The sequence below is a fragment of the Streptomyces sp. NPDC054796 genome, assembly GCF_053611545.1.
In genome coordinates, this window is sequence record NZ_JBSHAO010000025.1 from 106,195 (window position 1) to 132,083 (window position 25,889).

General features: G+C 72.9%; 25 protein-coding genes and 1 tRNA gene. 6 read left to right on the top strand and 20 right to left on the bottom strand.

Features of this window, described 5'->3' with window-relative positions; translation table 11 throughout:
- Positions 1 to 175: 175 nt before the first annotated feature.
- From ACWGJ2_RS21530 to ACWGJ2_RS21560, 7 genes are all read right to left on the bottom strand, one after another.
- Positions 176 to 865 carry a response regulator gene (locus ACWGJ2_RS21530; protein ID WP_453347763.1) on the bottom strand — a complete coding sequence of 230 codons (690 nt, stop codon included), beginning with the start codon at positions 863 to 865 and terminating at the stop codon, positions 176 to 178.
- Entirely contained in the window at positions 858 to 2,450 is a 1,593-nt protein-coding gene (locus ACWGJ2_RS21535; RefSeq protein ID WP_453347764.1) for a sensor histidine kinase, read from the bottom strand. The genes ACWGJ2_RS21530 and ACWGJ2_RS21535 overlap by 8 nt, the downstream gene beginning before the upstream one ends.
- Positions 2,451 to 3,198: 748 nt before the next feature.
- Complete coding sequence (locus tag ACWGJ2_RS21540) at positions 3,199 to 3,381, bottom strand: hypothetical protein (RefSeq protein WP_453347765.1); 183 nt, start codon at positions 3,379 to 3,381, stop codon at positions 3,199 to 3,201.
- A gap of 161 nt (positions 3,382 to 3,542) precedes the next feature.
- Positions 3,543 to 3,764: a CarD family transcriptional regulator gene (locus ACWGJ2_RS21545; protein ID WP_453347766.1), complete on the bottom strand. Its 222-nt coding sequence runs from the start codon at positions 3,762 to 3,764 to the stop codon at positions 3,543 to 3,545.
- Between the two features lie 229 nt (positions 3,765 to 3,993).
- Positions 3,994 to 5,652, bottom strand: a complete 1,659-nt coding sequence (locus ACWGJ2_RS21550) for an ABC-F family ATP-binding cassette domain-containing protein (RefSeq protein WP_453347767.1) — start codon at positions 5,650 to 5,652, stop codon at positions 3,994 to 3,996.
- 230 nt (positions 5,653 to 5,882) lie between these two features.
- Positions 5,883 to 6,653, bottom strand: a complete 771-nt coding sequence (locus ACWGJ2_RS21555) for a YqjF family protein (RefSeq protein ID WP_453347793.1) — start codon at positions 6,651 to 6,653, stop codon at positions 5,883 to 5,885.
- A 220-nt stretch (positions 6,654 to 6,873) separates the two neighbouring features.
- Positions 6,874 to 7,020 (bottom strand): hypothetical protein, encoded by a 147-nt coding sequence (locus tag ACWGJ2_RS21560; RefSeq protein WP_453347768.1) that lies wholly within the window; start codon positions 7,018 to 7,020, stop codon positions 6,874 to 6,876.
- 340 nt (positions 7,021 to 7,360) lie between these two features.
- On the opposite strand from ACWGJ2_RS21560, the gene ACWGJ2_RS21565 reads away from it, so the two are divergent.
- Together ACWGJ2_RS21565 and ACWGJ2_RS21570 are read left to right on the top strand one after the other, a co-directional pair.
- Entirely contained in the window at positions 7,361 to 7,564 is a 204-nt protein-coding gene (locus ACWGJ2_RS21565) for a cold-shock protein (protein WP_453347769.1), read from the top strand.
- Positions 7,565 to 7,937: 373 nt separating this feature from the next.
- Positions 7,938 to 9,458, top strand: a complete 1,521-nt coding sequence (locus tag ACWGJ2_RS21570; protein WP_453347770.1) for a DEAD/DEAH box helicase — start codon at positions 7,938 to 7,940, stop codon at positions 9,456 to 9,458.
- A gap of 102 nt (positions 9,459 to 9,560) precedes the next feature.
- Here ACWGJ2_RS21570 and ACWGJ2_RS21575 read toward each other — a convergent pair whose 3' ends face one another.
- Together ACWGJ2_RS21575 and ACWGJ2_RS21580 are read right to left on the bottom strand one after the other, a co-directional pair.
- Complete coding sequence (locus ACWGJ2_RS21575) at positions 9,561 to 10,865, bottom strand: MFS transporter (RefSeq protein WP_453347771.1); 1,305 nt, start codon at positions 10,863 to 10,865, stop codon at positions 9,561 to 9,563.
- 111 nt (positions 10,866 to 10,976) lie between these two features.
- On the bottom strand, positions 10,977 to 11,447 hold the full coding sequence (locus ACWGJ2_RS21580) for a VOC family protein (protein ID WP_453347772.1): 471 nt from the start codon (positions 11,445 to 11,447) through the stop codon (positions 10,977 to 10,979).
- A gap of 203 nt (positions 11,448 to 11,650) precedes the next feature.
- On the opposite strand from ACWGJ2_RS21580, the gene ACWGJ2_RS21585 reads away from it, so the two are divergent.
- Together ACWGJ2_RS21585 and ACWGJ2_RS21590 are read left to right on the top strand one after the other, a co-directional pair.
- A complete protein-coding gene (locus ACWGJ2_RS21585; protein ID WP_453347773.1) occupies positions 11,651 to 12,607 on the top strand; it encodes a LysR family transcriptional regulator in 957 nt (318 codons plus the stop codon).
- Between the two features lie 151 nt (positions 12,608 to 12,758).
- The gene (locus tag ACWGJ2_RS21590) at positions 12,759 to 13,406 is read left to right on the top strand and encodes a hypothetical protein (RefSeq protein WP_453347774.1); all 648 of its coding nucleotides are present in this window, start codon (positions 12,759 to 12,761) and stop codon (positions 13,404 to 13,406) included.
- On the opposite strand, the gene ACWGJ2_RS21595 is transcribed toward ACWGJ2_RS21590, so the two are convergent.
- The 7 genes from ACWGJ2_RS21595 to ACWGJ2_RS21625 form a co-directional block, all read right to left on the bottom strand.
- Entirely contained in the window at positions 13,403 to 14,722 is a 1,320-nt protein-coding gene (locus tag ACWGJ2_RS21595) for a vWA domain-containing protein (protein ID WP_453347775.1), read from the bottom strand. The two genes, ACWGJ2_RS21590 and ACWGJ2_RS21595, sit on opposite strands and share 4 nt — an antisense overlap.
- Before the next feature lie 11 nt (positions 14,723 to 14,733).
- Positions 14,734 to 15,348, bottom strand: coding sequence for an SRPBCC family protein (locus ACWGJ2_RS21600; protein ID WP_453347776.1), 615 nt, complete (start codon positions 15,346 to 15,348; stop codon positions 14,734 to 14,736).
- 67 nt (positions 15,349 to 15,415) lie between these two features.
- Entirely contained in the window at positions 15,416 to 16,303 is an 888-nt protein-coding gene (locus ACWGJ2_RS21605; RefSeq protein WP_453347777.1) for an AAA family ATPase, read from the bottom strand.
- A gap of 3 nt (positions 16,304 to 16,306) precedes the next feature.
- Complete coding sequence (locus ACWGJ2_RS21610) at positions 16,307 to 17,236, bottom strand: XdhC family protein (protein WP_453347778.1); 930 nt, start codon at positions 17,234 to 17,236, stop codon at positions 16,307 to 16,309.
- Positions 17,237 to 17,250: 14 nt separating this feature from the next.
- Positions 17,251 to 19,647, bottom strand: a complete 2,397-nt coding sequence (locus ACWGJ2_RS21615) for an aerobic carbon-monoxide dehydrogenase large subunit (protein ID WP_453347779.1) — start codon at positions 19,645 to 19,647, stop codon at positions 17,251 to 17,253.
- Positions 19,644 to 20,195: a (2Fe-2S)-binding protein gene (locus ACWGJ2_RS21620; protein ID WP_453347780.1), complete on the bottom strand. Its 552-nt coding sequence runs from the start codon at positions 20,193 to 20,195 to the stop codon at positions 19,644 to 19,646. The genes ACWGJ2_RS21615 and ACWGJ2_RS21620 overlap by 4 nt, the downstream gene beginning before the upstream one ends.
- Before the next feature lie 2 nt (positions 20,196 to 20,197).
- On the bottom strand, positions 20,198 to 21,100 hold the full coding sequence (locus ACWGJ2_RS21625) for an FAD binding domain-containing protein (RefSeq protein ID WP_453347781.1): 903 nt from the start codon (positions 21,098 to 21,100) through the stop codon (positions 20,198 to 20,200).
- A gap of 255 nt (positions 21,101 to 21,355) precedes the next feature.
- Here ACWGJ2_RS21625 and ACWGJ2_RS21630 point away from each other — a divergent pair, with 255 nt between their 5' ends.
- Entirely contained in the window at positions 21,356 to 21,904 is a 549-nt protein-coding gene (locus ACWGJ2_RS21630) for a hypothetical protein (RefSeq protein WP_453347782.1), read from the top strand.
- A 42-nt stretch (positions 21,905 to 21,946) separates the two neighbouring features.
- Here the strand turns inward: ACWGJ2_RS21630 and ACWGJ2_RS21635 are convergent, their stop codons facing one another.
- The 4 genes from ACWGJ2_RS21635 to ACWGJ2_RS21650 form a co-directional block, all read right to left on the bottom strand.
- Positions 21,947 to 22,504, bottom strand: coding sequence for a hypothetical protein (locus tag ACWGJ2_RS21635; RefSeq protein ID WP_453347783.1), 558 nt, complete (start codon positions 22,502 to 22,504; stop codon positions 21,947 to 21,949).
- Positions 22,505 to 22,600: 96 nt separating this feature from the next.
- On the bottom strand, positions 22,601 to 23,962 hold the full coding sequence (locus ACWGJ2_RS21640) for a haloacid dehalogenase-like hydrolase (RefSeq protein ID WP_453347784.1): 1,362 nt from the start codon (positions 23,960 to 23,962) through the stop codon (positions 22,601 to 22,603).
- A 181-nt stretch (positions 23,963 to 24,143) separates the two neighbouring features.
- Positions 24,144 to 24,758, bottom strand: a complete 615-nt coding sequence (locus ACWGJ2_RS21645; protein WP_453347785.1) for a restriction endonuclease — start codon at positions 24,756 to 24,758, stop codon at positions 24,144 to 24,146.
- Positions 24,759 to 25,057: 299 nt separating this feature from the next.
- Entirely contained in the window at positions 25,058 to 25,504 is a 447-nt protein-coding gene (locus ACWGJ2_RS21650) for a MarR family winged helix-turn-helix transcriptional regulator (RefSeq protein WP_453347786.1), read from the bottom strand.
- A gap of 261 nt (positions 25,505 to 25,765) precedes the next feature.
- On the opposite strand from ACWGJ2_RS21650, the gene ACWGJ2_RS21655 reads away from it, so the two are divergent.
- A tRNA-Met gene (locus ACWGJ2_RS21655) sits at positions 25,766 to 25,839 on the top strand.
- Positions 25,840 to 25,889 lie beyond the last annotated feature (50 nt).

The following is a 25,889-nucleotide window of genomic DNA, read 5'->3' on the forward strand; positions in this document are numbered from 1 at the left end:
GAATGTGGGTTGAGGTGCAGCGGTGTGAAGTGGCGTGACGTCGTGCGACGTGCCCGGTGGGCCGGACGGTGAGGGCGCGGGCGCCGAGACGACGGACGCACACGTGCCGGGCGGAGGCGGAGCAGGCGAGGGGGCGGGTCAGGCGGGCGGACGCCGGGGGGCGCCCGCGGCTCGGTCAGGCGGCTCCGCCCGCCACGACGACCCCGCTCTCGTAGGCGAAGACCGCCGCCTGCGTACGGTCACGCAGCCCGAGCTTGACCAGGATCCGGCTGACGTGCGTCTTCACCGTCGACTCGGTGACCAGCAGGCGGGCGCCTATCTCGACGTTCGACAGGCCCTGCGCCACCAGCGCCAGCACCTCCGTCTCCCGCTCGGTGAGGTCCGCGACCCGCTCCCTCATCGGGCGGCGCGGGCCCGCCTCCTCTCCGACGAGACGGCTGAACTCGGCTATGAGGCGGCGGGTGACCGTCGGCGCCAGCAGGGACTCCCCCGCGGCCACGACCCGTACGCCGTCGGCGAGCTGACGCGTCGAGGCGTCCTTGAGGAGGAAGCCGCTGGCTCCGGCCCGCAGGGCGCGGTAGACGTACTCGTCCAGGTCATAGGTGGTGAGGATGAGCACCTTGGTCTCCGGCGCCGCGACGGAGATCTCGCGGGTGGCCTCCAGCCCGTCCATCTCCGGCATCCGGACGTCGAGGAGCACGACATCGGGACGCAGTGCGACGGCCTTCTCGACGGCCTCGCGCCCGTTGACCGCCTCGCCGACCACCTCGATATCGGGCTGGGTGCCCAGCAGCACCGAGAAACCCTCGCGCACCATCATCTGATCGTCCGCCAGAACCACCCGGATCGCGCCCTCGTCAGCCATCCCCCGCCACCCTCCGCTCGTCCCGCACACCATGCCTGTCCCGCGTCCCGGGGCTGTCCCGCGCGCCGGACGCACCGTCGCCCGTACGGGGGCTCGGCAGGAACGCCGTCACCGCGAACCCGCCCTCCTCCGTGCCGCCCGCGTCCAGCCACCCGCCCAGCATCGTGACGCGCTCCCGCATCCCTGTGAGGCCGTGCCCCGCTCCCGGTGAGGCGGGTGCCGGACGCGTGGGCGGAGCGTTGACGACGCGGAGATCCAGCCCGCCGTCCGAGTAGGCGAGTTCGAGGCGTATGGGCGCCTCGGGCGCGTGCCGCAGCGCGTTGCTCAGGGCCTCCTGCACGATGCGGTACGCCGACAGCTCCACGCCGCGCGGCAGCGACCGCGCCCGCCCGCCGACGGAGGTCTCGACCCGCCGCCCGGCCGCCCGTACCCCGGCGAGCAGCCCGTCGAGATCGCCGAGCGTGGGCTGCGGCGCCTCGGGTGCCGCGTCAGGACCGGCCGACGGCGCCGTCCGGATGACGCCCAGCACCCTGCGCAGCTCCGTGAGGGCGATCAGGGCGCTCTCGCGTACCGTCGCGAAGGCGGCCTCCAGCTCCGGCGGGGGCTCCTTCACCCGGTGGGGCGCGGCCTCGGCCTGGATGGCTATGACCGACATATGGTGCGCGACGACGTCGTGCAGCTCCCTGGCGATCACCGCACGCTCCTCCAGCACCGTGCGCCGGGCGCGTTCCTCCTCGCTGGCCGCAGCGTGCGCCGCGGCCTCGGCGCGTGCCGTTCTCCGGCCTGTCGCTATCACGCTGGTCAGCGGCATCAGGGCCGCGAACAGTGCCGTGGCGAGTGTGCCGAAGGCGAACGGGCCGTTGCCCGCTGCCGCGACGACGACGGTGAGGGCCCACAGCCATCCGACCGCCCTCGGCGGCAGCCGGAACGCGGCGAGCAGCATCGCCGCCGTGCAGGCCAGGAGCCCGGCCATCGCCCAGGGGCGCCCTGCCGTACCCCCAGCGACATCGGGCCAGGCCCCGAGATCGGCGAACGGGAAGGGCCCCTCCAGGCCCCAGGGATGGAACAGGCTCACCCCGGCCGCCGCGAGGAGGAGCCACGAAGCGAGGACGGGCCACCGCAGCGTCAGCAGCAGGGGCACGGCGATCAGCAGCCCTCCGGCCACCTTGTCCCGGACGGGCACCTCGGCCTGCGCCTGGAGCGCCACCAGCAGCAGCGTCAGCGCGACGACCGCCGCGTGCGGGATCCAGCGCAGCGCCCGCACGAGCGCGCCGGGCAGGGCCCGCCGGACCCGCGACGGCACGGGGAGCCCGGCGAGCGGCGGCAGCGGACGCGGCGAGAACGCGCCCAGCAGCAGATCACGGCCCAGCCCCGCCGCCGCCTCCCGCGCGAAGCGCGCGGGCAGACCGGAGCCGGACGGAGCACGCGAGACCGTTGTGGCCGACGCGGTGGCCGTCACGCCGGTGGTGGCGGCCACGCCCGTACCACCGGACGGGTCCGCGCCGCCGGACGGGGCGGCCTCGCCGCGTGCGGGTGTCGTGATGTCCCGCTCCTCGTCGAAGGCACGGGTTTCCTGGAGAGCCATGTGAACGACACTATTCAGCGGCGCACGCCTTGGCATCCCTCCCAGGACCCACCTGGACGCCTCCATCTCAAGGACTACACCCCGGCTCCAGGGCTCCATCGCGCGACGGGGACGGACGCCAGGAACAAGCCGGCAGGCGGAGGGGTACAGAGTCCGCGCCCGGGGCCCATAGTGGGAGGAGCCTTCGGAGCCCCGGACGGCGGCGCCGGACGGCGGCCCCGGAGTGCGACCGCCGCCGCGCTCATCGGCGGCGGTCGCAGCGGCCCGGGACACAGTGAGGCCCCCCCTCGTGCCCCGGGCCGCTCCTCCGCCCTCCCGCCGCGGCACGCTCCCGCGTGAAGGAAGCGTGGTGGCCGTGAAGGGCATACCGGACCCGCGCGTTCGCTGCGGTGAAAGAACGGATCCGGCAGCACTGTTTTCCACACACCTGCGGCTCGGTGAACACACCGAGCGGATCAGGCGGGCCTGCCGAGGTCCGGGGCGGGTCCGTAACCGGCAGCCTAGATCCGAGCCCTTCGTCAGGCAACGGGAGCTCATGCGCCTGACACCCCAACTGCCGCCCCGTGTGCGGAGGTTCACATCCGTACCGGCGCGACGGCGCGGCGCGGGGCCGCACACGGCGCACGGCACGCGGCCCGACGGGTCACCGTGGACCGTCGCGTCGGGAAGTCAGGGGCTGGGGCGCGGGGAAGCAGCCGCGGGCCGCCGGAAGGGCGGAAAAGGGCGCGGGGCCGCCGCGTACGGGTTTCTAGACCGCGGGGAGGAACGGCGTGCGGGGCCTGCCCCGCTCGTCGACGTCGTCCGCCGGGTCCTCGGGCGCGAGGACGACCGACTCGTCGAAGGCGGGGGCCTGGAAGGGGTTCATCGCCGGGGGCGGCGAGCCCTTCGTGGCGGGACGCACGGGCTCGGATGCGGAGAACAGCGAGGTCATCGCGGTGGATGCCTGCCTTTCGGTGATGTTGCGTGACTGAGGAGAGGTGCGTTGCCGCGCGCCGGTACGGCACTCGTACCGGTCCCCGTGGGCCATGGAGGGCCGACGGAGACCGGTACCGGCCGACGGTGGTCCGCAGTCACCCGCGGAGACCGTCGGTCTCAGAGCGTCGTCATCTTGGCGAACGGACTGGTGATCCGCTTCTGGAACGGACCGAAGTCCACGAGCACCGCGATCTCGTCCTCGATGCCGATGACCCGGCCGAGGCCGTGTTCATCGTGAGTGACCCTGTCCCCTACGGCGAACCGCTTGATGGGCGGCGCTACCGGGGCTTTGAAGGGGCTGGTAGGCAGGTTGCGCCGCGTGGCGGCTGGCTTTGTCATCTCCACCAGTATGCGCCTGTCGGCTCCTTCTTTGACCCTTCACAGCGATTCCACTTGGCGGCGTGGTCCGGAAAACACGGATGTGACGGGCTTCGTACCCCCTCCCATCCGCCCTCCACGACTGCTCCGAGACCGCTCCGGAACCCGTCGGGGCCCGGGCAAGGCCCCGGGGAGGCCCGGGCGAGGCGGCCCGTGTCCGCCACGCACACGTCCACTCGGGCCCGCGTCCTCAGTTCTCGACCCTCCCCGCCCTCAGTTCCAGCCGCTCCCCGCGGAATCCGGCACGGAAGCGTCGGTCGTGGGAGACCACCACGACGGCGCCCTCGTACGCCGCGAGCGCCTCCTCCAGCTCCTCCACCAGGCTCAGCGCGAGATGGTTGGTGGGCTCGTCGAGGACGAGCAGATCCGCCGGCGCGGTCACCAGGCGGGCCAGTTCCAGCCTGCGCCGCTGGCCGACCGAGAGCGAGGCGACGGGAACGGCCAGATCCTCCTCCCGGAAGAGCCCGAGGCCCAGCAGCTCCCCCGCGTACTCCTCCGGCTGCCCAGGCCGTCCGGCCGCGAAGGCGCCCAGCAGCGGCAGCCGTGGCGCGGCGGGCGGCAGCTCCTGCGCCAGGTAGCCGACGCGGTCCGTGGTACGCACGGTGCCCTCGTCCGGCGCGATGTCACCGGCCAGGACACGCAGCAGCGTGGTCTTGCCCGCGCCGTTGGGCCCCGTCACCAGCAGCCGCCCGCCGGGCTTCACGCGCAGTCCGTCCACCCGCAGCCGGTCCCCGACCACGACCCCTTCCAGCTCGGCCACGCGCACGCCCTCACCCGCGACGGAACCCGCGCCGGTCCCGTCGCCGCCCTCGCCGCCGCCCCCGTCTCCGGTGAGCGGCCTGGCGCGGAACGCGAGGGGGTCGGGAGGAGCCGGGACGGGGTTCTCACGGAGCCGCCACAGGCGTTCCCTGGCCGCCCGCACCTGCCCGGACAGCTTCGCCTCGTGCGACCTGCGGTGCTTGCCGAAGCCCTGCCCCGGATCCTTGCCCGAGGCCGCCAGCCGCTGCCCCGAGGCGGCGACCAGCTCCTCCGTGCGGGCCACCTCCGTCAGCCACTCCTGGTGGCGCTGTTCCCAGCGCCACCGCGCGGCGGCCTTCGCCTTCCGGTAGCCCTCCCAGCCGTCCCCGTAACGGGTCACCGAGCGGGTGTCGCGGTCGACGTCGAGGATCGTCGTGGCGATCCGCTCCAGGAAGGCACGGTCGTGGGTGACGGCCACGACGGTGCCGCGATACGCCCTGAGCCGGCCCTCCAGCCACTCGGTCGCACGCGCGTCGAGGTGGTTGGTGGGCTCGTCCAGGAGCAGCAGCTCGGGCGCCGAGGCCAGGACGCACGCGAGCGCGAGCCGGGCCAGCTCCCCGCCGGAGAGCGACCCGAGCAGCCGCTCCCGGGTGACATGGGCGAGCCCGAGGCCGCGCAGGGCCGCGTCCACCCGGGCTGCGGCCTGATAGCCGCCGCGTTCCTCGTACGCGGTCAGCAGATCGCCGTACGCGGCGAGTTCATCGGGCCCCGCCTCGCCGAGTGCCGCCTCCGCCGACGCGATGCGCCGCTCCAGGTCCCGCAGCTCGGACAGGGCAGCGTCGACGGCGTCACGCACCCGGTCCCCGGGGGCGAGGCCGAGGGTCTGGGCGAGGTGGCCCACGCCGCCGGGGAAGCGGACGGTGACCTCTCCGGTGTCCGGCAGGTCGGCACCGGCCAGCAGTCTGAGCAGCGTCGACTTGCCCGAGCCGTTCTCGCCGATGACGGCGGCCCGTTCGCCGGGGCGCACGGTCAGCGACACCTGGTCGAGGACCGCGCGGTCGCCGTACGCCTTGGATACGTCCTTCATGGTCAGTTGAGCGCGTTCGCGCATGGTTCTTTCCCTGATGTGACACGCCCGCGATCCCGCGCACGGAGCGCGGGGGCGGCGGAGCTGGGGTCGGCCGGTCGCGGAAGAGGACATGCGGGGACCGCGCGCCGACCGCGAGGGGTCAGCCGGTCACGCCGCGTCCGCGGCCGGAATCAGAGAAAGTAGAAGAACCTGGCCATGCCGCCGAGTGTAAGCACGCGCCTCGGGCGCCGCCCAATGGTTTTCCGCTGGGCTCAGGGGGTCGGAATGCCGCCGGGGCGTGCGGGGAGGCCGAAGCGGACGGGGACGCCGGGCGAGTACAGGACGCTGACGGGCTCACCGGCCGGGGCCGGCAGTCCGGCCGCCGTCACCAGGTTCTCGTCGCACTCGATCAGCTCGGCCCGGTGCAGCGGCCAGGTGGGGTGCGCGTTGGGGAGGTAGAGCGGGCGCCCCAGGAACGCGTTGTGCATGCCCCAGCGTGCGGTCAGGAAGTGCTCCAGTTCCGTCGGCTCCTCGATGCGCGCGCCGGCCTTGACCGTGATCCGGCTGTGCGCGCCACGCGGCCCCGGCCAGCGCCGGGAGCTGGTGTAGGTGAGGGTGCCACTGTCCCTGTCGTGGCGTACGGCCATGCGCGACCACAGGTACGGGAGCCGGAACAGGGCGCGCGCGACGGCCACCGGGATCAGCCGGGAGGCGTCGAGGGAGCGGAAGACCACCCCGCGCCGTCCGTGCTCGTCCACCGAGTACAGGCGCACGTTGGTCTCGGGGAAGCTCCCCAGGTACGGCACGCCCGGCAGCCGGAACCATCCGACCCGGTGCATCCGGAAGGCGACGAGACCGACGTACGTCACCCCCTCGTGCACATCGGGCGTGGTCCCCTCGGGCAGCAGCGGGGCGACATCGGCGGAGTCGGCCGCCCAGTGGAGGAAGGCGAGATCGAGCCAGGACTGCGTGAGCAGGGGCGCGGAGGGGGAGCTGGGCGGGGCGGTCGTGATGGGCTGCGGGGGTTGCGGGGTGACCGGTATGGAGGGCACCGCCCCAGCATCGCAGGCCCCTCGGACACCACTCCGGCCCGCCCCCTGGCCCCGGCCCCGGCCCCGGGCACCGTCCGCCACCGCCCGCCCCGTCGCCGTGCGCGCCGCCCCGTCGCGATCACGGAGCGGCACGCACCGTCACTCAGCGCTCAGCTTGCCTCGCCGCGGTCATGCGCCGGGCGCTCCCGGCGCATGCACGAGAGGCCGGTTCTCAGTGGCGCTTGCGCAGCTTCCGCAGAAACTGCTTCGCCTGGGCACGTTTCCTGGGGTCGGCCGCTGCGCGCCTGCCCGAGTCCACGATCCGGCGCCCCTGCGGGCTCCGGGCGAACGCCTTGATACGGCTCACGATTCCTGCCATGACCCCTCCTCTCGATTTCTCCCTCGCCCGCGACGGCCGACGCCGCGGGTCACGGGCACGCCGCTGTCGGCACGGCGCCCGTCCACCTCCTACCCCGGCGACCGCGGGTGATGTGTCCCACGGTGACCCACGCGCTCCCACGGGCCCGCGCACTGATCGCGGATCCGTGCTACCTTCGTGTCAGTTGCAGTTTTGGTACCCATCATTTTTGTGCGCCTGACGGGATGTGACCCGCGGGCGTATTTTTGTTTACCGGTCATCTCCGGATGGGCTCATTGCGGCGACACGGATTCCGCGCAGTGCGGTTTCCGACCTTGCCCCCTATCGAAGGAGATTCGACATGGCACTCGGCACAGTGAAGTGGTTCAACGCGGAAAAGGGCTTCGGCTTCATCGAGCAGGAGGGTGGCGGCGCTGACGTCTTCGCCCACTACTCGAACATCGCGGGTCACGGTTTCCGTGAGCTCCACGAAGGCCAGAAGGTCAGCTTCGACGTCACGCAGGGCCAGAAGGGCCCGCAGGCGGAGAACATCGTTCCGGCTTGATCCCGGACTCAGTACGGTCGGGGCCCGCACCGCACGGTGCGGGCTCTGCCTGTCCACGCGGGCCGCTGACCCGCCACGACGCGCCGCGCCCCTCGGGGCTTCCGGCGCCGACGTCTCCCCCGGCGACGGACGACAGCCGTCCGCCCGCCGGCGGGCAGCGCGACAGCCGCGGCTGCCCGATCTCGCGGTCCGGGGTACCGGACACCCCTCCGGGTGCCCCTCCGGTCCCCGTGCAGACCGCTTCCGAAGCTTCTCGTACGGTCTTCTCCGGCACGCTTCGGCCACCGTTTCCCGGCTCGTTCTTGCGATTCTTCGCGCGGCCTGTGCGCCGCCAAGTCTTCCTCGACACGCGCCGTATCGAGGAAGGTTCCACATGAACCGCAGTACACGTTCGCAGGACCGCGACCGCTATTCCCGCGGTGGCGGCCACGCCGCGCGCGGCGGAAGGCCGGGCGGCAACGGCGGCGGCTTTGGCGGTGGCGGTGGCGGCCGTCAGCGCGGCAAGGCCACGCGCCGTCCCCGTTCCGCCGCTCCGCAGGGCGAGTTCGCCCTGCCCGAGACCAAGACCCCGGCGCTGCCCGCCGCCGCGACCTTCGCGGAACTCGACATGCCCGCGCCGCTGTTGGCCACGCTCACCCGGCTCGGGGTGACCGAGCCGTTCCCGATCCAGGGCGCGACCCTGCCCAACTCGCTCGCGGGCCGCGACGTGCTCGGCCGGGGCCGCACCGGCTCGGGCAAGACCCTGGCCTTCGGCCTCGCGGTCCTGGCCCGTACGGCAGGACAACGGGCTGAACCCGGGCGTCCGCTCTCCCTGGTACTGGTCCCCACACGCGAGCTGGCCCAGCAGGTCACCGACGCGCTCGCGCCCTACGCGCAGGCGCTGCGGCTGCGGGTCACCACCGTCGTGGGCGGCATGTCCATAGGCCGTCAGGCGGACGCGCTGCGCCGTGGCGCGGAGGTCGTCGTGGCCACACCGGGCCGGCTCAAGGACCTCATCGGGCGCGGTGACTGCCACCTGGACCAGGTGCGGATCACCGTTCTGGACGAGGCCGACCAGATGACCGACATGGGCTTCATGCCACAGGTCACGGAGCTGCTGTGCCAGGTGCGCGAGGAGGGGCAGCGGATGCTGTTCTCGGCCACGCTCGACAGGAACGTCGACAAGCTGGTGCGCAGGTTCCTCACCGACCCCGTCGTGCACTCGGTGGACCCGTCCGCCGGAGCCGTCACGACGATGGAGCACCACATCCTGCACGTCCACGAGACGGACAAGCAGGCCGCCACGACCGAGATCGCCGCGCGCGACGGCCGGGTGCTGATGTTCCTCGACACCAAGCGGTCCGTCGACCGGCTCACGCGTCGGCTGCTGGCCAGCGGGGTGCGGGCCGCGGCACTGCACGGCGGCAAGTCGCAGCCGCAGCGCAACCGGACGCTCGAACAGTTCAAGACCGGGCATGTGACGGTCCTGGTGGCGACGAACGTCGCGGCCCGTGGCATCCACGTCGACAGCCTCGACCTCGTCGTGAACGTCGACCCGCCCACGGACCACAAGGACTACCTGCACCGCAGCGGGCGCACCGCGCGGGCCGGGGAGTCGGGCAGCGTCGTCACGCTGATCACGGCCGAGCAGCGCCGGGAGATGTCCCGGCTCATGGCGACCGCCGGGATCACGCCGCAGATCACGCAGGTGCGCGCGGGCGACCCCGAGCTGGTCCGGATCACCGGCGCCAGGCCGCCGTCCGGGGTGCCCGTGACGATCACGGCTCCGGTCGCCGAGCGGCCCCAGCAGCGCAGCCGTACCTCGACGCGCGGGCGTCGCAGCAAGCGGGCGCAGGTGCGGCGCGGCGGTCCCGCCGCGGGTGCGTCGGGCGCGTCCCGTCGCAGCGCCGCCTGACGTCTGACGGAGGCTCAGGGGGCGGCGGGGCCGTTCACGGGCGGTGCGCCGTCCGCACCGCCGCCGCCCTGGCCGCGTGGCCTTGCGGGCCCGGTCCGGTACTCACCGGGCCGGGCCCTCCGCGCTTCCCGGGGCCGGGGTACTGGCGGGGTCCGACGAGCCCGACGGGTCCGGGGTGGGGCCGGAGGGCTTCCGCGCCGGGTCCGGGGTCGGGGCCGGGGCCGGGGCGAAGGAGCGGGCGTACAGCAGCGTCACCAGGACCAGCACCATCGGCACGAGCATCGCGGCGCGGTAGTCCCAGGCGTCGCCGAGGGACCCGACCAGGGGCGAACCGATCAGGAATCCCACGTAGTTGAAGACGTTCAGCCGGGCGACGGCCGCGTCCGAGGCGCCGGGGAAGAGCCGTCCGGCCGCCGCGAAGGTCTGCGGGACGAGCACGCAGAGCCCCAGCCCGAGCAGCGTGAACCCGAGCATCCCCGTCCAGGCGTCCGGCGCTCCCGCGACGACGGCGAAGCCCGCGGCGGCCAGGACGGTACCGGCACGCACGACCGCGACGGCCCCGAAGCGCCGCACACCGAGGTCGCCCAGCGAACGGCCCAGCAGTGTGGTCACCATGTAGACGTTGTACGGAACGGTCGCGAGCTGTTCCGAGCTGCCCAGCACGTCCTGGAGGTACTTCGCGCTCCAGTTGGAGACGGTCGAGTCCCCGATGTACGCGAACGTCATCACCAGGCACAGGGGCAGGAGCAGCCGGAACACCACAGGTGAGGCCGCGGGCTCCTTCCCCTGGCCCCCCGTTCCGCCCCTCGCTTCGACCGGTTCTCCCTGCGCCGCCGTGCCTGTCGCGTCCGCGTACCACCTGCTGCCCGCGAGCGCGGCGGGCAGCAGCACCACGACCACGGGCAGATACGAGACGAAGAGCGGCAGTTGGCCGTGCGCGCCCACCCAGGCCAGGGTCGCTCCGACGATGCCGCCGAGGCTGTACGCGGCGTGGAAGCCGAGCATGATGCTGCGTCCGTAGGCGCGCTGGAGGCTCACCCCGAGCATGTTCATCGAGGCGTCCAGCGCGCCCACGGCCAGCCCGAACGCGCCCAGTGCCACCGCGACTTCGGCCACCGTCCCGCCCGCGCCGACGCCCAGGAGCGCGAGCAGGACCACCGGCTGGGACCAGCGCAGCACATGGCTGGGCCGCACCCGTCGGACCAGGTGTTCCGTGCCGACGCTGGCGACCCCCGCGAGGACCGGCACCGCCGCCAGGAAGACCGGCAGGAGGGCGTCCGATATCCCGTACCGGTCCTGGATCGCGGGGATCCGGGTCACCAGCAGCGCGAAGGCGGCGCCCTGCGCGAAGAAGCTGAAGGCCAGCGCGGCCCGGCCACGGCGCATGCGTGTGCGTGCATCGGTCATGGCCGGACAGCGTATGGGCCCCCTCTACCGACCGGTAGAGGGATCACACCGGCTCTTCGCCGGGGCGGGGCAAGCGGGAAGCGGGGGCGGGGGCAGGGGCTCTGGCGGCTTCTACTGCTCGTAGGCGTCGACCAGCGCCTGCACGTCGATCTTCTTCATCTCCAGCATCGCCTTCATGACCCGGTTGGCCTTCTCGGGATCGGGGTCGCTCAGCAGGTCCGTCAGGGTACGGGGACAGATCTGCCAGGACACCCCGTACTTGTCCTTGAGCCAGCCGCACGGCCCTTCCTGGCCGCCCTCGCTGAGCTTCGCCCACATCTCGTCCACCTCGTCCTGGCCCGCGCAGTCGACGGTGAGGGAGATGGCCTCGCTGAAGGTGAAGTGCGGGCCTCCGTTCAGGGCGATGAAGCGCTGCCCCGCGAGTTCGAAGGTGACGGTCATGACCGTGCCCGGCTCTCCGGGCCCCGCCTCGCCGTAGCGGTTGACCTCCAGGATCCGGGAGTCGTCGAAGAGGGAGGTGTAGTAGTCCGCCGCCTCCTCCGCCTGCTTGTCGAACCACAGGGTCGTGGTGATCTTCTGCATGGTGTCTTCTCCTCGTCTGCGGGCTCCGTGTGTCCCACGGAGAAACGTCGTCGAGGAACAGACCGTCACGACGGGCGAAACTCACCGGTGCGCGGCGGGCCGGGGCCAGCGGCGTCTCCCGGCCCATAGCCCATCGACGAGTACAGGGGATAGCTTGACGCCGCGTCACAAGACGCAGGTGCGCGGGGAGAGCGGAGGCAGAGGTGACGCCGACTCAGCTCCGGGCGTTCGTGACCGTGGTGCGTCTCGGGTCGGTGCGGAAGGCGGCCGTCGAACTGTCCGTTTCCGAGGCCGCGGTGTCGATGCACGTCGGCCAGTTGCGCAGAGAACTGGGCGACCGGCTCTTCACCCGAACCGGCGCCGGGCTCGCCTTCACACCCGGCGGGTTACGGCTGGCCAGCAGGGCGGCGGAGCTGCTGGGGCTCCAGGACCGCACGCTCCTGGAGGTACGCCAGGCGGGATCGGGCCGCCGTCTGCTGCGCGTCGCGGCGTCGAGCCTGTTCGCGGAACTGGCGGCGCCGGGTCTCATCGAGCTGTTCGCCGGTCGCGCCGCCGATCTGGACGTCGAGCTGAGCGTGCACGGCCCGGACGAGTTCGCGGCGTTGCTGCGCTCCCGGACCGTCGACATCGCGATAGGCCCCCGCCCGGCCGGTCTGGACGCCGCCCTCGCGTGCACGCCGTTCCTCAACTACCAGGTCATAGCCGTCGCGGGCGCGCGCCATCCGCTGGCCACGGTGCCCGCGAGCGTGAGCCAACTGCGCGGCCAGACCTGGCTGCTCGGCCCGTCGGCCGCTGCCAGCAGCGGCCTCATGTCCGCGCTGATACGTCAGATCGGCGTGCCCGAGGACCATCAGCGGATCTTCCAGAGCCATGCGGCGGCGCTGGAGGAGGCCAAGCGGGGGAAGGGCGTGGCGCTGGCCACCTCCTTCGCGGTCTCGCAGGAGCTGGCGAGCGGTGACCTTCTGCGGCTGCCCGCCAAGTCCGCGCGGGCACAGGGCGCGTGGCACAGCGTCACGCTCCCGGACGGGGACGCTCCGCCGGTGGCGGCCGAGCTGACCCGCTTCATGACGACCCCGCGTGCGACGCAGGCGATGCTGCGGGGCGCGGGCGTCACGGCCGGACGGTTCCGGCCCGCCATCCACGTCACGCTGTGGAGCTAGGGAGCGCCTTCACATGGCGTTCAGCCATGACTACTTCCCCTGCGGTAGGACACAGATCCTCCGCCCGGCGGATGCCCCGCATACCCCCTGGGGGCATTGTGGGCCGCGTGGCGACAGCCGCTCGCAGGAGACTCGCAGGGAGGAGTACGGGATGCTGCTGATCGAGATCTTCGTGCCCAGGGGTGCCTTGGACGAAGAGGAGCGGGAAGAACTGGGGCGCCGGGCCATCGACCGGCTCATGGTCGAGGACGACAGTCACGCCATGGACGTCATCAACGCCCAGCGCGCGATCACTCAGGTACTCGTCCACGAGCCCGGCACTTGGGTTCTCGGCCAGAGGCCGACGGCCGATCCCGCGAACCCGCCGCGGTATCTCGTGCGGGTCACCGTTCCGGCCTCGTGGCGCAAGGACATGAGCGGCCATGTCGTGCGGATCCTCACCGACGTCCTGGCCGAGACCGAACTCGCCGCAGGGCGTGACCCCGAGCGGGTGCGGCGCGAACCCCACGCCGTGATCCTCGTGGAGGGCATCTCGGAGGGAGGCGTCGGCATCCACGGCAGGGCCATGAGCAGCCTGGACCTCACGGAACTCATCAGTCGGCCGTACCGCGACAACACGAGCGTCCACCCGGCACCCGGACCGCCGCAGGGCAAACTGATCGACCCGGTCTGCGGCATGAGCGTGGATCTCGACGCGTCCACGCTCACCTTGGAACACGAGGGAACCCTGTACGGCTTCTGCCATGGCCTGTGCCGACGGGCCTTCGCCGACGAGCACGGGGTGCCGCTCGGCAACTAGCTCGGCAACTTGCTCAGCAACTTGGTGTGCGGTGGCTTCGGGGGGCCGCCCGGTCGGGCCGGTCCGCGGTCCTGAGGGGGCGTCCGGGTGATTTCGGCGATCACGGCCGCCAGCGCGCGGAAGGTGTCTCCGGGCAGCAGTGCGTCGCAGTACGGCAGGGCCGCCGCCATGGCGGCGACGCGGGGTTCGAAGTCCGGGGTCCCGGCCCGTGGGTTCACCCAGATCACCCGGTGGGCGCGACGGCGCAGCCGGGCCATCGCGGTGGCCAGCTCGCGCGGCGCGTCCGCGTCCCAGCCGTCGGAGGCGACGATGACGAGGGCGCCGCGCAGGGCCCCGCCGTGGTGGGAGGCCAGGAGCGCCCGCAGACTGCTCGCGATGCGCGTGCCGCCGAAACGGTCGGTGACCTGCGCCGTCGCCCTGTCCACCGCCTCGCGCGCCGAGCGCTGGGCGAGCGCCGGGGTCAGCCGGGTCAGCGAGGTGGAGAACGCGAAGACCTCGGCGTCGGCGTGCCGCGCGAGCGCGTGCATCAGGTGCAGATACGCGACGGCCTGCGGCTGCATGGAGCGGCTGACGTCGCAGAGCATGACGACCCGCCTGGGCCGGTGCACGGCATCGGCGCGCACCAGCCGCACCGGCTCCCAGCCGGTGCGGCGTGCGCGGGCGATGGTGGGGCGCAGCACGATCCGGCGGCCACCGCGCGCGGGCGCGTACCGCCGGGTCCGCCGCGTGGGCCATGCGCGGATCGCGGCCCGCAGCCACTGGCCGAGCAGTGCGGTGCTGTCGGGTCCGAGCCGTGCGAACGGTACGTCGGCGAGTGCGGCGAGCGCGCTGGGCAGGCGTGCCGGGACGGCGGCCGGCTCCTGTCCGTCGGGCTCCCCCGGCTCCTCCGGTACGGCCGGGCGCGTCGCCCAGGGCAGCGCGGGACGCGGCCGCTGCCCCGTGGGCGCCGTGCCCGGGGGCGAGTGCGGGGGCGGGGTGCGGGTGTCGTCCTGGGGGCTGGTGCTCTGGGGCGCCGTGCGACGGGCGTGCGGGTCGGTACCGAGGACCGCGCCGTCGAAGACGGCCGCGAACACCGCGTCGAAGGCGGGGAGTTCGGCGTGGGCACGGGCGAGGCAGACGCGTGCCGTCCAGTACAGCTCGGAGCGCGTACGGGGTGGGGCGAGGGCCAGGGAGCGTACGAAGTCCTCGACGCGGGTGAAGCCCACCGGCACCCGGTACGCGCGCAGCCGCACGGCCAGCGCGACGGCGAAGGCGGCGCGGTCCACGCCCCGCAGGAGGGCGAAAGGTGTGGTGGGCGCGGTGGGTGTGGTGGGCACGGGAGGGCGCGTCAGCGGACGGCGACGTACACGAGCGCGGCGCCGACGAGGGCGAGGACCACCAGCGCCGGGACCAGCCGCTTGGCGAGGGAGCCGCCCGCGAGATGGGTGAGGTCCAGCGGCCGGTGCGCCTCGCCCTGAGCCGGTGAAGGGGCGGGCTGAGGCGAGGGCTCGAAGGGCCGGGTGGCATTCAGCTCGGCCTCCAGGTTGTCGGCGAACTGGCCGATCAGCTTGGCCGAGACCTCCTTGATCATGCCGCTGCCGAACTGGGCGATCTTCCCGGTGATGTTCAGTTCGGTGGTGACGCTGACGCGTGTGCGAGCGCCGTCGGCGAGCAGCCGTGCGTCGATGAGCGCGGACGCGTTGCCCGCGCCACGTGAGTCCTTGCCCTTCGCGCTGATCACGGCGTGGTGTGCGCCGTCGTCCTTCTCGACGAACCTGGCCGTGCCCGCGTACTGGCTGACCACGGGTCCCACCTTGATCCGCACCTTGCCCGCGTACACGTCGCCGTCCACGCCCGTCAGTTGGGCGCCCGGCATGCAGGGGGCGATGCCTTCGAGGTCGGTGAGCACCTCCCAGGCGTGCTCGACCGGAGCGCCGACGCTGAATTCGTGGTCGATCCTCATGGGTTCCTCCGTGTCCAGGTCAGGGGCCGGGCCCGGGTCCCGGTCCGGGTCCGGGTCCGGAAGCGGATCAAGGGGGCGACGGGTGGCCGAGCGCTTCGAGCGCCTCCGTGATCGCCGTACGGTCGTCGGGGCTCTTGGCGAGGGCACTGAGGGTGCTGAGGATGTCGGCGCGTACGAGGCGGGACGCACGCAGCGCGGCGAGCGCCGAGACCCAGTCGATGGTCTCGGCCATGCCGGGGGCCTTGTCGAGGTCGAGCCGCCGGACGCGGCCGATGAAGTCGGTGACCGAGGCGAGCAGCGGCTCGTTCGCCGCCGGTACCTTCCGCCGTACGATTTCCGCCGCCCGTCCGGCCTCGGGGAAGTCGATCCAGTGGTAGAGGCAGCGACGGCGCAGCGCGTCGTGCAGTTCGCGGCTGCGGTTGGAGGTGAGGACGACGACGGGCGGCCTGGCAGCGGTGAAGGTGCCCAGCTCGGGGACCGTGACGGCGGACTCGCCGAGGAACTCGAAGAGCAGCGCCTCGAACTCGTCGTCCGCGCGGTCGATCTCGTCGATGAGCAGGACGGGCGGTACGGGCCCGGCGTGCCGGATCGCCTTCAGTACGGGGCGGTCCTGGAGGAACTCCTCGGTGAACAGGTCGGCGTCGGTGAGTTTCTCGCCGCGTGACTCGGCGAGCCGGATGGCGAGCAACTGGCGCTGGTAGTTCCACTCGTAGAGGGCCTCGGCCGCTGTCAGTCCCTCGTAGCACTGGAGCCGGATGAGCGGGGTGCGGAGCGCGGCAGCCAGTGCCTTGGCCGCGGCCGTCTTGCCCACGCCGGGTTCGCCTTCGAGCAGCAGCGGGCGGTCGAGGGCGAGCGCGAGGAAGAGCGCGGTGGCGGTGCCGTGGTCGACGAGGTGATCGACCTCGTCCAGACGGCGCCGGACCTCGGCCGCGTCCGCGAAGCCGTCGGCCGGCACCCGCTACCTCCCCGCCGTCCGTGCCAGGCTGTCCCGGCACGCGGTGGAGCAGAACCAGTGGTCGGCGCCGTCCACACGCAGACGCGGGGTGTCCGCCACGGGTGTCACCGTCATGCCGCAGACCGGATCGGTGACCTCACCGGCCGCGACGGCGACGGCCGCTCCGGCCGCCTCGCCGCCCCCTCCCCCGCCCGCCCTCAGCACGGCGACGAACTCCGCGAGGAGGGAGAGCGCGACCTCGGGCGCGCTGCGGGCGCCGATGTCGAGACCGGCCGGTGTGCTGATCCGGGAGCGCTCGGTCTCGGTCAGGCCGAGGCCGTCGAGGACCGCGGTGCCGCGGCGGCGGCCCGCGACGAGCGCGATATGTCCGACCCCCGCGTCGAGCGCGGCCCGCAGCGCCGCCTCCTCGTCGCGGCCGTGGCTCGCGACGACCACGGCCGCTGTGTGCTCCGGCAGCGGGCCGGGCAGGGCGCGCGAGGTCGCGTACCCGAGCACGTCGGCCAGTGCCACGAACGCGTCGGCGACCGGCGTACGTCCGACGACCTCGATCAGCGGCGGCGGCAGCATCGGTTCGAGGAAGATCTCCAGCGCGCCCCCGGCCAGGCACGGGTTCACCACGATCCGCGCGCCCGGTGATTCGGGGAAGCCGTCGGCTCCCTCCGGCAGCACCCGCAGCAGCACGGAGCCGCCGTCGCGCAGCGCGCCGAGCGCTGCCGTCCGGACGCTGTGTTCGGCGCACACGCCGCCGACGAAGCCGTCGATCGCGCCGTCCACCAGCACGATCGCCTCGTCGCCGGGGTGCGCCGAGGTCGGCACCTGGGCGCGTACCACCTTGGCGTGCACGAACGGCACGCGGTTGGCGGCCAGTTCCCTGGCCCGCGCCGCGAGGCCCTGCCCCGTGAACCCCTGTGCGGCACCCTCGCCACCCGTCATCGCGTCCCGCCCCCTCAGATCGGCGGAGTGGCCCGGCCCCGCATGGCGTCCCACACCCGCGAGGGGGTGAGCGGCATGTCGGCGTGGCGGACACCAAAGGGTTTGAGCGCGTCGACGACGGCGTTCACGACGGCCGGGGGCGAACCCACCGTCGCCGACTCGCCGACGCCCTTCGCGCCGATGGGGTGGTGCGGGGACGGGGTGACGGTGAAGCCGGTCTCCCAGTCCGGGACCTCCAGTGCCGTCGGCAGCAGATAGTCCATCAGGGACCCGCCGAGGCAGTTGCCGTCCTCGTCAAAGGCGATCATCTCCATCAGCGCCATGCCGACGCCGTCCGTGAGTCCGCCGTGCACCTGCCCCTCGATGATCATGGGGTTGATGCGGGTGCCGCAGTCGTCCACGGCGACGAATCTGCGGACCGTCACCCGCGCCGTGCCCGGGTCGATGTCGACCACGCAGATGTAGGCGCCGTGCGGGTAGGTGAGGTTCTCCGGGTTGTAGCAGATCTGCGCCTCCAGTCCGCCCTCCAGGCCCTCGGGCAGGTCTCCGGCGCCGTGTGCCCGCATCGCGATGTCCTGGATGGTGACCGAGGCCGAGCGGTCGCCTTTGACGTGGAAGGAGCCCTTCTCCCAGGCGAGGTCGGTGACGGGCACCTCCAGCATCCCCGAGGCGATGAGCCGGGCCTTGTCCCGCACCTTGCGCGCGACGAGCGCCGCCGCCGCGCCCGAGACCGGCGTCGAGCGGCTGCCGTACGTACCCAGGCCGAAGGGGGTCTGGTCGGTGTCACCGTGCACGACGTCGATGTCGGCGGGCGGGATGCCCGTCTCCTCGGAGACGATCTGTGCGAACGTCGTCTCGTGCCCCTGCCCCTGCGACTGCACGGACAGCCGCACCACCGCCTTGCCCGTGGGGTGGACGCGCAGCTCGCAGCCGTCGGCCATGCCCAGTCCGAGGATGTCCATGTCCTTGCGCGGCCCCGCGCCCACGGCCTCGGTGAAGAACGCGACGCCGATGCCCATGAGTTCGCCGCGCGCCCGCTTCTCGGCCTGCTCGCGGCGCAGTTGGCCGTATCCGGCGAGCTCCATGGCGCGGCGCAGCGTCGGCTCGTAGTCGCCGGAGTCGTAGACCCAGCCGGTCCTGCTCGTGTACGGGAACTGGTCGGGCCGCAGGAGGTTGCGCAGCCGCAACTGGACCGGGTCCATGTCCAGTTCGTACGCGAGGCAGTCGACGATCCGCTCGATGAGGTACACGGCCTCGGTGATGCGGAACGAGCAGGCGTAGGCGACGCCGCCCGGCGCCTTGTTGGTGTGGACAGCGGTCATCGCGCAGTAAGCGGCCTCGATGTCATAGCTGCCGGTGAACACGCCGAAGAAGCCCGCCGGGTACTTGACGGGCGCCGCCGTGCCGTTGAACGCGCCGTGGTCGGCGAGCACATGGGTGCGGACGGCGAGGATGCGTCCCTCGCGGGTGGCCGCGATCTCCCCGCGCATGACGTAGTCGCGTGCGAAGCCGGTGCTGGTGAGGTTCTCCGAGCGGTCCTCCATCCACTTCACCGGCTTGCCGGTGAGCAGCGAGCCGACGATGGCGCAGACGTACCCGGGGTAGATGGGCACCTTGTTGCCGAAGCCGCCGCCGATGTCGGGCGAGATGACGCGGATCTTGTGCTCGGGCAGCCCGGCGACGATCGCGTAGAGGGTGCGGTGCGCGTGCGGGGCCTGAGTGGTGGACCACAGCGTCAGGCGCCCCTCGACCGCGTCGAAGTCGGCGACGGCGCCGCAGGTCTCCATCGGCGCCGGGTGCACGCGCGGGTAGACGAGGTCCTGGCTGACGACGACGTCGGCGCGTGCGAAGGCGGCCTCGGTCGCCGCCGCGTCGCCGGTCTCCCAGTCGAAGCAGTGGTTGTCCGTCTTGCCCTCGATGTCGTCGCGGATCACGGGTGTGTCCGGGTCCAGCGCGGTGCGGACGTCGATGACGGGGTCGAGGATGTCGTAGTCGACGTCGATCAGCTCCAGCGCGTCGCGTGCCGCGTAGCGGTCCTCGGCGACGACGAAGGCCACCTCCTGGCCCTGGAAGCGCACCTTGTCCGTAGCGAGCACGGCCTGGACGTCGTTCGAGAGCGTGGGCATCCACGCGAGGCCCTTCTCGGCGAGCATCGTGCCGGTGACGACGAGCTTCACCTTCGGGTGTGCCTCGGCGAGACTCGTGTCGACGTGCAGGATCCGCGCGTGTGCCACGGGCGCGCGCAGGACGGCGAGATGGAGCATGCCGGGCAACTGGACGTCGTCGACGTAGCGGCCCTTGCCGCGCACGAACCGCGGGTCCTCCTTGCGGAGCATCCGGCCGTGGCCGCAGGGCTTGCGGTCGTTGTCCTCGAACGCGGTGACGGGGCGGTGGTGCGCCGTGGTGCTCACGCGGCGCCTCCTTCGACAGCGGACGCGGAGCGTGCGGTGCCCTGGGCGCCCTCCGTGTCCTCCGCGGACGCGACGCGCGTGCGGGTTCCGGCCTCCTCGGCCGCGGCCCACTGGACGGAGCGGACGATGCTGGAGTAACCCGTGCAGCGGCAGATCTGGCCGGAGACCGCCTCCCTGATCTCCCGCTCGGAGGGTGCGGGGTCGCGGTCGAGCAGGGCCCGCGCGGTCATCATCATGCCGGGAGTGCAGAAGCCGCACTGGAGGCCGTGGCACTCCATGAACCCCCGCTGTACGGGGTCGAGTTCGCCGTCGCACTCCAGGTCCTCGACGGTCCTGACGCGGTGTCCGCCCGCCATCGCGGCCAGCACGGTGCAGGACTTCACCGGTTCGTCGTCCATCCACACGACGCAGGTGCCGCAGTTGCTGGTGTCGCAGCCCCAGTGGGTGCCGGTCAGCGCGAGGTGGTCGCGCAGGAAGTGCACCAGCAGCAGCCGCCCCTCGATCTCCCGGGTGACCTCTTCGCCGTTGACGGTCATCGTGACGCGCATGCTCAGGCTCCCTCTCCGTCGGCGCCTGCTCGGTCGGCGTGCGCGAGGCGGGCGACCGCGCGGCGCAGGGCCCGTACGGTCAGCTCTTCCGCGAGGTGACGCTTGTACGCGGCGCTGCCCCTGCGGTCGTCGACCGGTTCGCAGGAGCGCGCGGCGATCTCGCCCGCCCGCGCGTACAGCTCCTCGGTGGGCGCCTTGCCGCGCAGGGTGCGCGAGATCTCCGGCAGGCCCGTGGTGTTCGGCCCGACGGCGGCCAGCCCCACGCGCGCGTCGGCGATGACACCGCCGTCCAGCCACACCGCGGCGCCCGCCGAGACCACGGCCCAGTCGCCCGCGCGGCGCTCCACCTTCTCGTAGGCGCTGGAACCGCCCGGCCGTACGGGGAACCGGACCTCGGTCAGCATCTCGGCGGCGCCCACGGCCGTCTCGTACGGGCCTCGGTAGAAGTCCTCCATGGGCACGACGCGCTCGCCGTCGCGGCCCCGGATCACACAGCTCGCGTCCAGCGTGGTGCACACGGCGGACAGGTCCTCGGACGGGTCGGCCTGGCAGAGCGAGCCGCCCAGGGTGCCCCTGTTGCGGACGGCCGGGTCCGCGATGACGCGTTCGGCGTCGGCGAAGACGGGGAAGTGACGGGCCAGTTCGGCCGACTCCAGCAGCTCGCGGTGCCGGGTGAGCGCGCCGATCCGGATCCGGCCGGTCTCGACCACGATGTAACCCAGCTCGTCGTACAGATCGTTGATGTCGATCAGGTACTCGAAGTTGGCCAGCCGCAGCTTCATCATCGGCAGCAGGCTGTGGCCGCCCGCCACGAGCCGCGCCGTCTCGCCCAGCCTGTCCAGGGCGCCGATCGCCTGGTCGACGCTGCTCGCCCGCTCATACTCGAACGGCGCGGGAACCTGCATCCGCGACCCCTCCCTCTCCGCCGTCGCCATGGCGCGTGCGCGCCCGGCCGCCCGCCTGGTCTCCCCCGGATGTCGGGACATTGGGCGCCCGGGGCACGGGAATGTCAACGGCGACTTAAGGGGTCGCTTAAGGCGGTGCCCGACGTCGCCCGCCGTGTCCGTGCCGGGTCCGTGCCGGGTCCGTGCCGGGTCCGTGCCGGGTCCGGCAACCGTTCGCCGCCGCTCCGTCGTCGTCCCTCTCAGGGGGTGGCGCGCATGGGACGGACCAGTACCGCGAGTTCACGGCGTACGCCGAGTACGGCGGCCAAGGTCGTCTGCCGGACCTGCGCGGGCCTTCTGGCGCTGACGGGGGCGTCCTTCGGCTGCGCTGCGGCTCTCGGCCTCGCGGAGAGGAAGTTCTCGGGTGCCGCGACCCTGCTGGTCGCCGCGGCGCTCCTCGCCGCCGCCGCGGTGTGGACGGCCCGCGTCCCCCTCCGGCGCGGACGTGGACGCGGAAGGCTGCGCGCCGCGGCGCGCGGTGCCCCATTGGCGCTGGCCGCCGCGTTCACCTCCTTCGTGGCACTCGGCATGTTCCTGAACGGAGATCACGTGCCCGGCGCCGGGCTGGTCGTTGCCGCGCTGCTCTGCCTCCACCTGGCGCGGCGACGCGTGCTCTCACGCCGTCGGCGCTCCCCGTGGAGCGGAGGCTGGGGCTGCGGAGGCGGAGGGAGCTGCGGCGGCGAAAACGGCTGCGGAAGCGGTGGCGGATGCGGAAGCGGTGGCGGCTGTGGAGGGGGAGGCTGCGGTGGTGGTGGAGGGGGCTGACGTGCTCCGGGCTCCGCCGAGGCGAAGCGCGGGGAGCGACGGTCAGGTTGGCCGAGCGTCGGCCGCGGCGCCGGGCCGGATGGCGTCGGCGGCCTCCAGTGCGAACGCGGCGATGTTGCGGGGGCAGCGCCAGCGGCACTCGGCGTCGGGCACCGCAGGGGTACCGGAGTACGGGTCCGTCCAGTCGTCGAGGTCGCTCCACTTGTCCGCGCCCGCGCCCTTCCCCGCCCCGTGCGGGTCGGCCAGCAGGCGCAGCACGCTGGGGAACCCTTCGAGCTGCGCCTCCAGGTCGTCGTCCGCCGGGTGGGAGGGGTGGCCGCAGGCGTCGTCGCCCCCGGCGCGGGCGGTGGTCAGCAGCGCGGCGACGGCGCGGTCCACGACGCCGGGGCCCGGCTCCCACGCGAGGTAGCCGTACATGAGGACGAGACCGAAGGTCAGGAACGCCACGCGGTCTGCGTCGGGGCTCCGCTGGGCGCGTTCGCGGTCGAGCCGGTCCACGCAGTCGAGGACCACGGCGTCGATGTCCTCCTGGTCACCGGGGTAGTGACCGTGGCGTACCGATTCCCAGGCGTCGATCAGCCGCCCCGCGTCCTCATACATGATCGCTACGACGCCGCTGCCACGGTCGCGGTTCCCGTACACCCGGTCGAAGGACGGGCGGAACGGGAACCGCGGGCTACGGCCCGTCAGCGCCCGTCAGCCCCCGTACACCGTGTCCGCCTGATCCGGCACGACGCCGCCGTCGAGACGCCGCACGGGACCGAGCGTGCCGTCGGGCTCCGTGTATCCGGTGGTGGAGCAGGGGTAGCCGTCCTTCTTGCGGGGCAGCGGCTCGATGAACATCGGGTTGAGCACCCAGCGTCCGTCCGCGTTGTCGTAGGCGCGGCACATGATCTCGTCCTGGTTCCGGTTGAGCACGAGATGCGCCCCGGTGGCGTCCCCGACGAAGGTGACGTCCGTGTTGGCGTCGCCACCGCCGAGGGCGATGCGGTGCGCGGCGTCCTGGCGCTTCCAGGCGTCGGGCCCTTCGACGCCGAAGATCTCCTGGTTGATCCAGCAGCGCTTGCCGTCGATGTACGGGATGGAGTCGCCCTTGCCGTCCGGCACCCCGCCGCAGCCCTTGGTGCCGGTGGTGATGTGGCCGTCGCGCAGGACGCTGCGGATGGCGATGGTGTGCCCGGCGTCGATCCCGACCCCCGCCGACCACGCCTCCGTGACGGGCTCGGAGCCCGCGGAGACGATGTAGACGTCGAATCCGGCCCGTTGCAGCGTCCGGATCAGGTCCCGCTGCTGCGGGTAGTAGCGGACATAGCCGGGGACGGTGTGGGTCCCCACCTTCCGCTCGCTGCCGACGGGCGCCGCGAGCGCCTCTTCCCTGGCCTGCTGTGCGTACGAGGTGAGCTGCGCGGGGGTGTGCCCGGCGAAGAGCTGCGGCACCCAGGCGTATTCGGGCTTCGTGCGGCGATGGTTCCACTTGCCGCCGAACGCGGCGCTGCCGTCCATGGTCCGCGCCTCGGAGCGGATCTCGAAGATCTCGTCGGTGCAGCGCGTGTCGCGCGAGGTGGGCAGCGGGCTGCCGACGGGCACGGAGGTGCCGCACGCCTCGGTGAGCGCACGCGCTGCGGCCTTGGTCAGCCAGGCGCTGGTGTCGCTCCAGCGCGCGGGGCGCAGGATCTTGTCGTGCGCGAGTGCCCAGGTCAGCGTGGCGTCCGTGATGTCGTTCTTGACGACGGTGTTGTCCCAGTCGAACGCGGCGACGGGCCGCTTCGGCCCTCGCTCCTCCGTATCCGCGTTTTTCTTGTGGTGCTTTCCGCACAGTCCCCGCTCGTCGATCATCCGCTGGAGGCGCTCGCGGTTGTCGCCGTACCAGCCCGGACGCGTGGACAGTTGGGGGCAGTGAGCACGCGAAGCGGCGGCTGCCGGTGCCTTCGGGGACGGGGACCCGGCGGACAGGGCCCCGGCGGACGGGGGCGTGGCTGCCGCGGGAACGGCGGCCAGAGGGACGATCCCGACGGCGGCGACGAGGCTCAGCGCGCCCGTAACGGTTCTCTTGCGCATGGGGCCCTCCGGTGTGCGACGGCGTAACGGACACCGGCCCTGTGCCGTCTGAACGATCACCGCCGGGTCGCATGCACCGTACATCTACGCCCCTCGGGGAGGTCCAGACACGCGCGCGGATTCGCCCCACTGGTCGGATGATTCCACCGCACCGGACCACGGAGTTCCGGCGCGGCTACGGCTACGTCCCGTACGTCTTCTTCCAGCGGGCCCGGTGCCTGCGGTCGCCCTGGCCCGCGCCGTTGACGGCGAACAGCGCCGTCAGCGGGGTGCCGCTGTGCCAGAGGCCGAGGTGGTCGCGGTGCACGGCGAGGATGCCGTGCTGGCGGGCGAAGGCTTCGGCGGGAGCCGTGAAGCGGGTGGTCGTCACGAAGACGGCCGCCTCGGCGCAGAAGTGCTGCTGTGTCCCGAGCAGTTCGCGCAGATCACGGCTGGGCACGGCGCCGCTGGTCGCGTAGCGCTTGCACTGCACCACCACGGTACGGCCGTCGGGCAGCCTGCCCACGACGTCGGCGCCGTGGTCACCGGCACCGCCGACCCGTCGCACCTCGGTGCAGCCGTCCCTCCGGCACAGCCCGGCGACCAGTTCCTCGAACGCGGTCCCCGACATCCCGTCGGCCTCGGCCAGCGTCCGCCGTCCCGCCCTGACCTCCTCCTGACGCCGCCAGTCCGCGTCCCCGCCGCGCAGTTGGCGGTCGGTGCGCCACAGCCACCAGACGAGCGTTCCCGTACCTGCGAGGAGGAGCGCGGCGAGGACGTACGGACCCGCGACCGGCCACGATCCGGCGAGCAGCACGAGCGCGAGCACTCCCCCGCCCGCCCACAGGGCTGCCCGCCGACGCGCCGGAAGCGCGCGCCGGACGCTCCCGCGTCGCGGGCCTCCACGCCGACTCCGCCCTCCGGCCACCACGCCCCAGCCTCCCGCCGTCGCCGATGCCGTCGCCGATGCTGGCAACAGTGTGGGGAGGGCCCGGTCCCGGACGGAAGGACGCACGGGAGCGGGGCGCAGCGCAGCGGCGCTTACCGGCCACGCGCGGCGGCGGTGACTCGTCGGGCCTCGGGCGCCCCATCGGACGGCCTCGTCGGACAGCCCCGTCAGGCGACGACCAACGGCGGGTCGGCCCAGTCGGCCTCCAGGGCGGTGCGCAGCGCGTCCACCCGCGCGTGGCCGATGCGTTCGGCGAGCGCCTGCTCCATCTGCTCCAGCATGCTCAGCGCTCTGCGGTGACGGCGCTCGCCCTCCGGCGTCATCCGCACGAGCCTTCGGCGTCGCGAGCCGGGGTCCGGCTCGAAGTGCAGCAGGCCGCGGCCGACGAGGTCGTGCACCGCCTGATGGACGCTCTGGCGGGCGGCGCCGGCGCGGCGGGCCAGCTCGGCGATCGAGGTGCCCTCCGGGTCGAGATAGGCGAAAACCGATGCCTGGGCCAGCGAGACGGGCTCCTCGCCCGCCGCCTCCATGCTCGCCAGCAGCCCTTCCTCGAACCACCGGCGCGCCGCTTGCAGCCTCTGCGCGATCGGCCGCTCCTCCAGCCGTTCCTCCATGCCTGTTCCCCCTTTGTCCGCGCTCTGTCCGCGCAGATACCCAGGTTAACGACTGTTCAGGCCCCGGCACCCGGCGGGCCGTGCGAGATCTCGCAGGTCGGGGGCCTTGCCGGGCGCCGGGGCGCGGCGTACGGCGGGGAGGGCCGACGCCCGGCGGGGAGGAGACGCGCCCGCTCCGGCGCGTATCGGCTCCGGGTGCGCCGCGCCTTCCGAAACGGATTTCGCCTCAGCGCCCGCATGGCGTAGTGTTCATTTCACCGACGCGGGGTGGAGCAGCTCGGTAGCTCGCTGGGCTCATAACCCAGAGGTCGCAGGTTCAAATCCTGTCCCCGCTACTCACCAGTGGAGGGCCGGCCAGGCCGGGCCGCACCAGGTTTTTGGCCCG